10 protein-coding genes and 2 pseudogenes are annotated in these 11937 nt (G+C 66.4%); 4 read left to right on the top strand and 8 right to left on the bottom strand.

Annotation, left to right across the window (positions count from 1 at the left end):
- Positions 1-76 precede the first annotated feature (76 nt).
- Entirely contained in the window at positions 77-1303 is a 1227-nt protein-coding gene (locus tag NW75_RS16870) for an aspartyl protease family protein (protein WP_231565270.1), read from the bottom strand.
- Between the two features lie 104 nt (positions 1304-1407).
- Positions 1408-1803 (bottom strand): MerR family transcriptional regulator, encoded by a 396-nt coding sequence (locus NW75_RS16875; protein ID WP_033966325.1) that lies wholly within the window; start codon positions 1801-1803, stop codon positions 1408-1410.
- A gap of 79 nt (positions 1804-1882) precedes the next feature.
- On the opposite strand from NW75_RS16875, the gene NW75_RS16880 reads away from it, so the two are divergent.
- From NW75_RS16880 to NW75_RS16895, 4 genes and pseudogenes are all read left to right on the top strand, one after another.
- A complete protein-coding gene (locus tag NW75_RS16880; RefSeq protein WP_033966326.1) occupies positions 1883-2515 on the top strand; it encodes a cation transporter in 633 nt (210 codons plus the stop codon).
- Positions 2516-2527: 12 nt separating this feature from the next.
- Positions 2528-3794 (top strand): annotated as a pseudogene (locus NW75_RS16885) (TolC family protein).
- Between the two features lie 4 nt (positions 3795-3798).
- Complete coding sequence (locus NW75_RS16890) at positions 3799-4959, top strand: efflux RND transporter periplasmic adaptor subunit (protein ID WP_033966327.1); 1161 nt, start codon at positions 3799-3801, stop codon at positions 4957-4959.
- Between the two features lie 3 nt (positions 4960-4962).
- Positions 4963-8153 (top strand): annotated as a pseudogene (locus NW75_RS16895) (efflux RND transporter permease subunit); the annotation flags it as partial.
- A 274-nt stretch (positions 8154-8427) separates the two neighbouring features.
- Here the strand turns inward: NW75_RS16895 and NW75_RS24630 are convergent.
- The 6 genes from NW75_RS24630 to NW75_RS26785 all read right to left on the bottom strand — a co-directional run.
- Entirely contained in the window at positions 8428-8580 is a 153-nt protein-coding gene (locus tag NW75_RS24630; protein ID WP_156143061.1) for a hypothetical protein, read from the bottom strand.
- Positions 8581-8722: 142 nt separating this feature from the next.
- Positions 8723-9088 (bottom strand): DUF6915 family protein, encoded by a 366-nt coding sequence (locus NW75_RS16900; RefSeq protein WP_033966328.1) that lies wholly within the window; start codon positions 9086-9088, stop codon positions 8723-8725.
- 11 nt (positions 9089-9099) lie between these two features.
- Positions 9100-9570 carry a DUF6878 family protein gene (locus tag NW75_RS16905; protein WP_052192471.1) on the bottom strand — a complete coding sequence of 157 codons (471 nt, stop codon included), beginning with the start codon at positions 9568-9570 and terminating at the stop codon, positions 9100-9102.
- A 99-nt stretch (positions 9571-9669) separates the two neighbouring features.
- Positions 9670-11403, bottom strand: a complete 1734-nt coding sequence (locus NW75_RS16910; RefSeq protein WP_331386175.1) for a ParB/RepB/Spo0J family partition protein — start codon at positions 11401-11403, stop codon at positions 9670-9672.
- A gap of 99 nt (positions 11404-11502) precedes the next feature.
- A complete protein-coding gene (locus NW75_RS27905; protein WP_331386176.1) occupies positions 11503-11757 on the bottom strand; it encodes a hypothetical protein in 255 nt (84 codons plus the stop codon).
- On the bottom strand, positions 11750-11937 hold a 188-nt coding region (locus tag NW75_RS26785), incomplete at its 5' end, for a hypothetical protein (protein ID WP_231565271.1). The genes NW75_RS27905 and NW75_RS26785, both read right to left, overlap by 8 nt.

An 11937-nucleotide genomic window follows, 5' to 3' on the forward strand; every position in this document is an offset into this window, starting at 1 on the left:
ACTTTGCGAGCACGACGCAATAGCAATTATCGGGACGGTGTGATGCGCGTCATGGACGAGGATCGGTCGGCCCGGATCAATAATAGTCGACGAGCTGGATCTCGCGGACGGCACCGCCGTCGACCGTGAGCTTCACGCGTCTTCCGGCAGCTCCGAAGCGCCAGCGCCAGAGCGCCCCTCGCGTATAGGTGACATCGACCGGACGGCCGTCGACCGCAACGATCCGATCGCCGATCACCCAACCGTCGCGCGCCGCAGGACTTCCCGCCGCGACATGGACCACAACGAGGGCGTTGGTGGAAGTCGCCAGGCCGAGGCCACTATGGTCCTCCAGCATGGCCGGTCGGCGGCTTGCCGCGAGCGCGTGAAGCCACAGCCGTCCGATCGTGAAGTCGAGCACCACGTCGAATTGGGCGAACAACGGCAGGCCGATATTGCCAACCGTGCTGCCGGAAAGCCAATCATCGACGGCGAGCGCGGGGATGACATCCACCCTGAGGCCTGCAACCTCCGTGCGATCCACCATGAACGAGGTTGCGAGACGCTTGCCGTCGACACCGCCGAGAATCGCGGTTGAACGTGGCTTACCGTCCAGCAAGCCGTGTCGATCAGTATAGTCGCGCGACAGTATCAGCGCTGTGCTGCTCCCGAGGTCGACCACGAGCGGTACGGGATCGAGCCCGCCGATCGACGCATAGTCCAGCAGCTCGCGATTGCTCCCGTGCCCCATCGGCGCGGAAGCCCAATCCGGTCCGCCTGCAAAGCGCTCGGCCAAGGCGTAGCGAGCATTCGCGAAATCCAGCGCCAGGCATCGACCGGCGAGCACGTCCTGACCCAGTATCAGATCGATCTGCCTCCCGAACGCGGCCGACGCCGTATCGAGATCGGCAGTATAGGCCAGCGCAAGGTAGCGCGCCTGCTTGCCGATCACGACATCGAGGTCGCGGACGATCCCCGCAGAGGCTCGTCCGCCCAATCCGCGAATCGTGCGCTTCTCGGCACCGTCCAGTCCCAGTCGCCTCGCGAGCGAAGCGCTGATGATCGAAGCGGCGCTGCCGCTGTCGAGAACAGCCGTGACCGAAATTCCGCCAACGTCCGCGCGCACCACCAGCGTATCGCCGGTTGCCATTTCGAAGCTGTCCCAATCGGCATCGGAAGGGAGCCCGCTCCACAATCCGCCCCGACGCGCCATCATGGCGAGCAAGCGGGACGGCGTGGCAGCCATCGCCAAGCCACTGCCGGACAGAAGGCCGGCGAGTATCGATCGTCGCTGCACCGTCGAGACGTCCGAATTGCGCTTCACCACATTACTCGGTTGGTCGCTGTCTATAATCGCAGCGCTCGGTCGGCGCCTACTTCCTCCAGCCGCTGGAGGATCAAGCCTTTTCGCGAGAGATGGCATGTTTGCTAGGCGGCCGGCCGGGCAATCGCCTGGATGACGCGGCAATCGGCGATCCGCTGGCGATCGCAATTCCGGCTCATCGCCGCCAGTTCGTCGCGAAGGGCTGCGAGCTGTCCCAATCGTTCCTCGACTGCGGCGAGGTGGCGAGAGGCGATTGCCATGGCTTCCCCGCAATCGCGCCCAGGCTCGCTCGCGAGCGCAATGAGCGAGCGGATCTCCTCGATCGAGAAGCCCAACCTGCGGCCGTTGCGAACGAAGTTGAGCCGATCGACATCGCGAAGCGCATAGGTGCGCCGATTGGACTCGGTCCGCACCGGCCGGTCGAGCAACCCGATCTCCTCATAGAAGCGGATCGTCGTCACCTTGGTGGCGGTCGCGCGCGACAGCTCTCCGATCTTCATGCCGTCCTCTTTCCTGACTATCGCGAACTGCTCGCATTTTGCTTGCTCCTACAGTGACTAGAGATTGTAGGGAAGGCCGATGACCGAATCCGCTTCCAGCTCCTGCGCCTGTCATGGCGACGAGAAACGCGCGCAGCACGACCCTGCCTATCGAAGCGCGCTCACCATCGTCGTCGTCCTCAACCTCGCCTTCGGCCTGTGCGAGCTGGTCGGCGGCTTCATCGCCGACAGCCAGGCCCTGAAGGCGGATTCGCTCGACTTCCTCGGAGATGGCTCGATCAGCCTGTTGGGTCTGATGGCGCTCGCATGGTCTGCCCGCGCCCGCGCCGGGGTCGCACTCACCCAGGGGCTTTTCCTGGGCGGCCTGGGCCTGGGCGTCATCGGCTTCGCAATCTGGCGGGCGCTGCATGCGACCGTGCCGGAAGCGGAGCTGATGGGCGGGATCGGTGTGGTGGCACTTGCCGTCAACGTCACCGCGGCTTTGGTTCTCGCCCGTTTCCGCGAAGGCGACGCCAATGTGAAAGCCATCTGGCTGTTCAGCCGCAACGACGCCGTTGCGAACATCGCCGTGATCGTCGCGGCCGGGCTTGTCGCCTGGACCGGCAGCGCATGGCCCGACCTTTTGGTCGCCGGCGTGATTGCCCTCCTGTTTCTCCATTCTGCCTATGAGATCGTCCGCAATGCGCGGGGCGAACTCAGTCCCACCCTCTAAGTCCCAGGTCCCATGCCATCACGCTCGAACCCCTTGGCTTGCGCGCTCGTCGCGGTCGTCCTCGCCGCCGCATTCGGCGCCCCGGCTGCCCGTGCCCAGACGGCCGCACCCGCGAACGCCCCCGTCCTGACGCTCGCGGACGCTCTCGACCTCGCTGGTTCGGCCTCGCCCAATATCGACGCTGCCGATGCCGGCGTGCGTGCCGCGGGCGCGGCCCGCCGTGTCGCCGGTCTTCGGCCAAACCCGTCGCTGAGCGCGACATCGAGAATGTCGGTGGTTCGCGCGCTATAACGACATCGAAGCGCCCAAGCAGACCGTCTCGCTCGGCGTACCGGTCGAATTGGGCGGCAAGCGATCGGCCCGGATCGCGGTTGCCGATGCCCAGGGCAATCGCGCGCAGATCGAGCGCGTCGCGGCCGGCGCGGACCTCCGGCTGGCCGTAACGCAAGCCTATGTGGAAGCCGTCGCCGCCGATCGGCGTCTGTCGACAGCACGGGACCAGGCGGCGATCGCGGCAGAGGCGCTTCGCGCGGCCCATGTTCGGGTTGTGGCTGGTCGCGCGTCGCCGCTTGAGGAGCAGCGCGCCGAAGTGCTGCGGATCAGCGCCGACGCGGCGGTGGACCGCGCTGTCCGTCTGGCTGACCTGGCACGGGTAAATCTCGGCCGCCGGATTGGCCGGCCCGTGACGGGCGCGCTCGACCAGTCCTGGTTCGACCGGGTCGACGGCTATGGGCCGGCCCGCCGCGATGCGAACAGCAATCTCACCGTTGCGACCGCGCGGGCCGACGAAAAAGCGGCAGAGGCGCAACTTCGCCTCGCACGCTCGCAACGCCTTCCCGATGTGACGTTGAGCGCCGGAATCCGGCGCCTGCCGATCAACAATGACGTGGCGGCGGTGTTTGGCGTGTCCGTACCGCTGCCGTTCTTCAACAGCGGTGCGTCTTCGGTCGCGCAGGCAAGCGCCGAACGCGACAGAGTTGCGGCGCTCCGCCGCGCTGCCGAACTCGAAAATGAACAGGCAATCGGGCAAGCGCAGGCCGATGTCGCCAACGCCGCAGCGGCCGCTAGAACCGCCGCCGGGCCTTCCCTCGCCGCAGCGCAGGAGGCGGCGCGCATTGCCCGGATCGGCTATCGCGAAGGCAAGTTCGGCCAGCTCGATCTGCTCGAGGCGGAACGCACGCTGGCCGAAACCCGATCGGGCGCGATCGACGCACTTGCCGCTTTCCACAACGCCCAGGCCCAGCTCGACCGCCTGACCGCTTCCGCACGCAAGGACTGATCCGATGACGTCATCCCGTTTCCGGGCGGTCCCGCCGCTCCTCCTCGCCGTGCTGCTCACCGGATGTGGCGGGCATGCCGCTAAGGAGGATAGCGGCGAAAAGACCGAGGCGGCCGGGGAAGCCAAGGGCGAGAGCGGCAAGAAGGCAGATACAGTCAAGCTGTCGGCCGACCAGATCAGAACGGCCGGAATCGAGATCGTGCATCCGACCGTCGGCGGGAATGGCGGCGCGATCGAGTTGCCGGCAACCGTCGAGGGCAGCCCGCAAGGTACGCAAATCGTGTCCGCCGCGATTGCCGGGCGGGTGGTGGCGCTCAACCGCAATCTTGGCGAGGCCGTCCGGCGCGGCGAGACGCTGGCGGTGATCGAGAGCCGCGAGGCAGCCTCGCTTAAGGGCGAGGTCGAGGCGGCGCGCGCACGTCTCGCGCTCGCGCAGTCGAATTATGCCCGCGAGCAGCGCCTCTATGCCGAGCGCGTGTCGCCCGAGCAGGATCTGATTGCGGCGCGCACCGCGGCGACGGAAGCGAGTATCGCGCTTCGCCTCGCGCGCCAGCAATTGGCCGCCACCGGCGGCGGCGGTGGATCACTCAACCGCGTCGGCATCGTCGCGCCGATCTCCGGCCAGGTCATTGGCCGGAACGCCATGCTCGGCCAGACCGTGGCGGCCGATGCCGAACTGTTCCGCGTCGCCAATCTGTCGACCGTTTCCCTCTCGCTGTCGCTGTCACCGACGGACGCAAGCCGGGTGCGACCGGGCGCGGCTATCGCGGTGACGGCACCGGGGCGGACGGCGCAGGCCCGCGTCACCTTCGTCTCGCCCGCGCTCGACCCGCAGACGCGGCTCGTTCCCGTCGTGGCGACCATCGACAATCGAGCCGGTGAGTGGCGGGTCGGCGAATCCGTGACCGCCGCGATCCAGCTCGCCGGCAACGGCGACACCAGCATCCGCGTGCCGCTGACGGCGATCCAGACGATTGACGGCAAATCCGTCGTGTTCGTCCGGACCGAGGACGGCTTCAGGGCAACGCCGGTGACGCTCGGCGCCCAGTCGGGCGACACGATCGTCGTGGTCTCGGCCCTGACCGGGCGCGAACAGGTTGCGTCGGCCAACAGCTTCACCCTCAAATCCGAACTCGGCAAGAGTGCGGGCGGGGACGAGGACTGAGCCGTGATCGAACGTATCGTCACCCTTGCGGTCGCGCGGCGCTGGCTTGTCCTGCTGCTCACCGTCGTTGCTGCCATCATCGGGATTGCGTCGCTCAGGCAACTTCCGATCGACGCGGTGCCGGACGTCACCAACAATCAGGTGCAGATCAATGTGCGGGCGCCGGCGCTTGCGCCCGAGCTGATCGAGAAGCAGGTCACATTTCCCGTCGAGACCGCGCTTGCCGGCATCAAGGGCCTGGAGAGCACGCGGTCGCTGAGCCGCAATGGCTTCGCTCAGGTCACGGCGGTCTTTTCCGATACGACCGACATCTTTTTCGCGCGGGCCCAGGTGGCCGAGCGGCTCAACGACCTGAAGGAGGCGCTGCCGGCCGGGGTCACGCCCGAAATGGGCGCGATCGCGACGGGTCTGGGCGACATCTACATGTGGACGCTCCACTATCAGGAGCGTGGCCATGAGCGGCACAAGCCCGGCGAACCCGGCATCCAGCCCGATGGCAGCTATATAACGCCCGAAGGGGACCGCCTCGTCAGCGAGGCCGACCGGGCGACCTACCTCCACAGCGTCCAGGAATGGATTGTCGCACCGCAGGTGAAGTCGGTCGCGGGTGTCGCCGGCGTCGACTTACTCGGCGGCTTCGACAAGGAATATCTTGTCGTGCCCGACGTCCAGAAACTCGCCGCGCTCAAGCTCAGCCTGGCCGAACTTGGCGAGGCGCTGGAAGCGAATAACAGCGCGATCGGGGCTGGCGTGGTCGATCGCAATGGCGAGGGGTTGGCGGTGCGTGCCGACGCCCGCATCCGCAGCATCCCCCAGCTTCGCAACACCGTGATCGCCACCCGCGACGGCGTGCCGATCCTGCTTGGGCAGGTCGCCGAGGTCCGTCTCGGCCAGGGCATTCGCCTCGGCTCGGCATCGGAAAATGGCCGCGAGGTGGTGACCGGCACCGCCGTGATGCGGATCGGCGAGAACAGCCGCACCGTTTCGACCGGCGTGGGCGAACGGCTGCGCAAGATCGGCCCGTCGCTGCCGCCTGATGTCGTGATCGAGCCCGTGCTGGATCGCACCGCACTGGTGAACTCGACCATCTCGACCGTCGCCCGCAACCTGGGCGAAGGCGCGGTGCTGGTCATTGTCGTCCTGTTCCTGCTGCTCGGCAATTTTCGCGCGGCGCTGATCGCGGCAGCGGTCATCCCGGTCACGATGTTGCTGACCAGCTTCGGCATGCTCCGCGTCGGCGTCTCCGCGAACCTAATGAGCCTCGGCGCATTGGACTTTGGTCTGATCGTCGACGGCGCCGTCATCATAGTCGAGAATGCACTTCGCCGCCTCGCCGAGCGACAGCACCGCCATGGTCGGCAACTCGACCTCGGCGAGCGCCTGTCCGTGATCGCCCAGGCCGCGCGCGAGATGATCCGTCCCTCGGTCTATGGGCAGGCGATCATCATCATCGTCTATGTGCCGCTGCTGACTCTCCAGGGCGTGGAGGGGAAGACGTTCGAGCCGATGGCGCTGACCGTCATCATGGCGCTGCTATTCGCCTTCATCCTCTCGTTGACCTTCGTGCCGGCGGCGATCGCCGTCTGGCTGAGCAAACCGGTGGAGGAGAAGGAAGGGCGGATCGTCGGATGGCTGCGCCGGCGCTACGAACCGGGCCTCGACCATGCGCTCAGCCGCCCCAAGCTCACGATTGGCGTCGCCGTGGCATCGCTCGCGCTTGCGGCCGGCGGCTATCTGACGCTGGGCCAGGAGTTCCTGCCCCAGCTCGACGAGGGCAATGTTCTCGTGTCCGCTTTTCGCGTGCCGGGCACGTCGGTCGAGCAGAGCCAGAAGATGCAGTTCCAGATCGAGAAGGCCCTCGCCGGAATGCCCGAGATCAAGACGGTGTTCTCGCGGACCGGAACGGCCGAGCTGGCGTCGGATCCGATGCCGCCGAATGCGACCGACACCTTCGTCATGCTCAAGCCCCGCGATCAATGGCCCGATCCGAGCGAGGCAAAGGCAGACGTGGTCGAGCGTATCGAGAAACGGCTCGCCGGCGTTCCGGGCCATTCCTACGAGGTGACGCAGCCGATCCAGATGCGCTTCAACGAGTTGATTGCCGGCGTCCGCAGCGATGTCGCGGTCAAGGTGTTCGGCGATGACTTCGGCCAGATGAACGATGTCGCCGACAAGGTCGCCGCCGTGCTGCGCCGGGCCAAAGGCGCCGAGGACGTGAAGGTCGAGCAGACCGAAGGCCTGCCGATGCTCGATATCGCCTTCAACCGCGATGCGGCCGCCCGCCTCGGCGTCACCGCGAAGGACGTTCAGGCGGCCATTGCCGCGACGGTCGGCGGTCGCGAGGCCGGCGTCATCTTCGAGGGCGATCGCCACTTCCCCGTGGTCATCCGCCTGTCCGACGTCGATCGCGCCAATTTCGAGAGACTGGGGCAGGTGCCCGTGCCGACGCCCTCCGGCGCATCGGTGCCGTTGGCAAGCGTCGCCGATATCCGCATCGACGACGGCCCCAATCAGATCAGCCGCGAAAACGGCAAGCGGCGGGTCGTCGTCCAGGCCAACGTGCGCGGTCGCGACGTCGCGAGCGTGGTGGCGGAAGCGCAGGCGGCGATTGCGCGTGACGTGCGGTTGCCGGCGGGCATCTATCTCGAATGGGGCGGCCAGTTCGAGAATCTCGCATCGGCGCGCGCGCGGCTCGCGCTGGTCGTGCCGGGCTGTTTCGCGTTGATCCTGCTGCTGCTCTACGGCGCGCTCGGCTCGGCGCGCGATGCCGCGATCGTGTTCACCGGCGTTCCGCTGGCGCTGGTCGGCGGCGTCCTGGCGCTCGTGCTGCGCGGCATGCCCTTCTCGATCTCGGCCGCCGTGGGCTTCATCGCCTTATCCGGCATCGCGGTCCTCAACGGGCTGGTCATGGTGACTTCGATCCAGGATTTGATGCGCAACGGCGTGGATCGAGTGACGGCGAGCCGTGACGGCGCCCTGGCCCGGCTCCGGCCCGTCGCGATGACGGCACTTGTAGCGTCGCTCGGCTTCGTGCCGATGGCGCTTGGCCATGGGGCCGGCGCGAAGTTCAGAAGCCGCTGGCGACAGTGGTGATCGGCGGACTGATCTCGGCGACTCTGCTGACGCTGTTCGTGCTGCCAACGCTCTATGCGCGATATGGTCGGCGAGAATTGCCGCGGTCGCACGATGACCAGGGGGGAAACGGGCGCAGCGCCGACTGCGCACCATCCCGTCGGTCCTGTGGCTCCAAGCATATGAATGCCGCCGGGCGACCGACGCGCATGTCCAAACCGCTTGCGGCCAAAGGGGTCGGCCCATGTCTCAAGTGTGGTCTTAACGCCCGGCCCATGCGGCTTCCGCCGCACAGGCGCTTATGCTTTGCGGGACCAGCATGACAACCCGCCGTCGTGATCGGCGGCATGCCTTCAGCCAAGATAGGTGTGGAAACCGATCAGGAATTCATTCCGGTCAGGACTTGCCGAGAGCAGCGCGGATGGTCTTGAGCGCGTCTTCCAACTCCTGGGATCGGTATCCGCCCTCGTCCGCTTCGCAATCGAACAATCGTCCGTCATCGTCGCGGGTGAGCAGAAGGTTCAGCGCATCGAGCAAGTCGTCGTCCATCTTGTCTTCCTGACGCGACGTTGTCGCAAAAGGTCTTTGAGTCCGGACCTGTTGAACGGCGACGTGACGATTTCATACAATTCGAAAGACGGAAAGCCCAGCACGGGGCCGGGCTTTCGAGTTTGAACTATGGGAGGTGAGATCAGGCGGCGATCGCAAAAGGATCGACCAGCTTGTGAATCGGCTGGGCACGGCCCATCCAGGGCTCGGGCCGGATGCACCGCACCCAGTCGGCGAAGCTCGGCACGACGCCAAGATCCTCGATCACATGCTGTTCGCCGATCAGACGGACCGGGACGATACGGCCGGTCGACACGGTGATCGTCGCGCCGAAGAAGCGTTCGAGCATGAAGACGCCCTCGGCGTGATGGCGAAGTGCCCGGTGCCGAAAGTCGGCGGTGATCAGCTTCGACGGCTCGTCGAACCACTGGTGGAGCGGCAGATAATCCTCGGGTTCGCCGCCCCATTTGCGCACCGAGGAAAGCGCGTGATGATAACAATGTCCCATCGCGTGCCTCCTCAAATGTCGTAGCTGTGGTTTTCACACGTCTCGATCCGATAGTTGAAATCGAAGACGATGGTGCCCGCAGACACGTCGTAGATGAATTCGCCATAAGCACCCTCATTATTCTCCCATCCGGCATGCTTCTCCTCGAGCAGGGCGAAGCAGAAGCTCTCGATGGCGTTGGCGAGCGGCTGACTCAGGCGCGTGATTTCCTCCGAGCCGAATTCGGTCGAAGCGACCTCGACGCATGTCGCCGGCAGTTCGGCATCGGCGTCGCCGGCTTTCACCTCGATATTGTCGATCTGGCCGCTATCGCCATAGCCATTGAAACTGACGGTGACGCAGCTGATGCCGGCGTCACCGAGCGCTGCGAGCAGCACGGCCTTGTTGGCAGGATGCAATTCAGCAGCGCGCTGCTCATAGGCTTGGTAGCGGGCCATGAAATCCTCCGGGTCGAACGCCGGAGCCGGGATTTCGTCGGTCATGATGGATCTCCTTGAAACGCGAAAGCCCGGCGCTGGGCCGGGCTCGATGGGGTTCGGGAAAAGAAGGCGGGACGGCCGCAACCGCCCCGCCCGGTGCCGTTATTCGGCGGCGACGGCGTAATCGGCCGTCTGGTCGACATCGTCGGCGAGGAAGGCCGGAAGGCTGCTGGCATCGTCCGCCGGATCGTCGATCACAGGCGTGCGGAGCGGTTCGGGCAGCCAGCCGGCATCGGCGAGGAGGCGTTCGGCCTCGCGCGCCATGTCGTCCTTCTTCAGATGCTCGATCAGGCCCGCCGTCTGCGGACCCTTGGCCTCGGCGACCGCTTCGAGAATGCGCGGCTTGGTGATCCCGCCGAAATAATTCTCGACAGTTGGTGCCCAGCCCGCCGCGACCATGTCGAGTCCCACCGTGCGGGCGAGGACATGGGCATGGTCGATCCGGCGTGCGATCGTGTGCGCTGAGGTGCGGCCATTGTCGTATTTCGGGGCCGGCTCCCAGCAAGCGTTGACCGCATAGGCCGCGCAATGCGCGAACAAAGCGGCCTGCTCCGAGCCGTCGAGCAACTGAAGCGCGTCCCAGATCTCCTTGTCGGATTTGGGCAGACGGTCACGCCAGCGCGCGTGCCGCTCGGCAATCGCCTTCGCCGCCGGGCTGTCCTTGAGACCAGGCGCCTGGGCGGCGAACACCGCGCGGTTGACCGAGATGCCAAGGCAGGACTCCCGGCTAGCGAGGAAGAAGGTCGACAGGACTATGGCGTGCAGCACCGCGGCGAAGGCGATCGACGGACTCTGCGCGAAGGCGTCCTGAAGCGCGACGGTGCGCGTCGCGGTCAGCTCGCAGATGATGCGGTCGGGAAGCGGCTTGACCAACTCCTCGTCGCTGTCGTCCGATGGCGCGGGGTGTGCCGGCCTGCTGCCTTCGCCCGGCTGGCTGGGCTCGATCGCCGCATCGTTCGCCGCGACCTCGCCGGTGACCGGGTCAGGCTCCTGCTCGACCTGCGGTTCGTCATCTGGCCGCACATAGCCGCGCTCAATCAACAGGGTGCCGCGCTGGTCGAAGGTGACGAACGCACCGGCACGGGCGAGCTCGTCGGCATCGTAGGTCAGTGGACGTTCGACCAGGCTCGCGAGTTCGGTGTCGAGCGCGTCGATCTTGGCCTCGATCTCCTCGGGGAGCTCCGGCATATCCTGCCATTCGTCCTCAAGCGCCCCAGCCTCCTCATGGATTGCGTCGACACGGGCCTGCTCGGCTTCGCTGAGTTCGGGACGGGTGCCGTCGATCTCCCGCAGGCCGCGCTGGAACCCGTAGGGCAGCTCGCGCGACACCGTGACCCATTTCCAACCTTCGGTGCCGACCCGTTCGCCTTCGGCATTCAGCTTCTCGTCGACGAGCCGTTCGAGCAGGGCGACATCGGTGAGCCAGCCGCCATCATCATCCTCGAACAAGTCGCGCATCACGCTGCCGCCGGCTGCGACATAGGCGTCGAGACCGACGAAGCGCGCGCGGCGATCGGCGGCGCGAACACTGGCTTCGGTCAGGCGATCGCGAATGAACCTGGGCGCCATGGTGTAGCCATGGTTGCCCAGATCCCAGACCTGCTCCTGGCGCTCATGGTCCTCGCTGACCGCAAAAGCCATGAGTTGGTCCAGCGTCATGCCGTCGGCGGCATAGACGTCGTGCAGCGTGGGCGAGACCGAAGCCAGCTTGAGCCGCTGGGTCACGACCGCGGCGGTGGTGCCGAACACCGCGGCGATGGTCTCGGCATCGTCGCCCTTGTCGTTGAGCGTCCGCATCGCCCGGAATTCGTCGAGCGGATGAAGCCGTTCGCGCATGGCGTTTTTCAGCGTAGGAGTCCTCCTCGGCCGAGATCGGTCCATCCGCTGCCTTCACCACGCACGGCACCGGGGCGTCCTTGGCGAGCCGCTTACGCTTCACCAGGAGCTGCAGCGCCGCATAACGTCGACCGCCGGCCGCGCCTCGAACCGATCGGTCGCGTGACCGTCGGCGTCGAGCGTGGGGCGGACGTTGAGCGACTGAAGCAGGCCGCGACGGTCGATGTCGTCCGCCAGCGCCTCGATCGAGACACCATTCTTGATGCGCCGGACATTGGCCTGGGACAGGTCGATCCGGTCGAGCGGGATCGCCTGGACCGGGTCGAGGACCAGCCTGGGTTGAGATTTAGCCATGACGTTTCTCCATGGCGGGTGGGCCGGAGACTCTCTCCAGACCTTCACCCGCCACCCGCAGGCTGCCCTCCTCTCCCTCTTCCTGAGGCGGATGCGGTGCGGACAGGATGCGTCGGCACGTCCCGCCTCGTCGCGCGCCGAAGGCGGCAGATAGAAGGGGCGCCCTTGGCGAAGCGGCCG

The sequence above is a fragment of the Sphingomonas sp. Ant H11 genome (assembly GCF_000797515.1).
Classification (GTDB): domain Bacteria; phylum Pseudomonadota; class Alphaproteobacteria; order Sphingomonadales; family Sphingomonadaceae; genus Sphingomonas.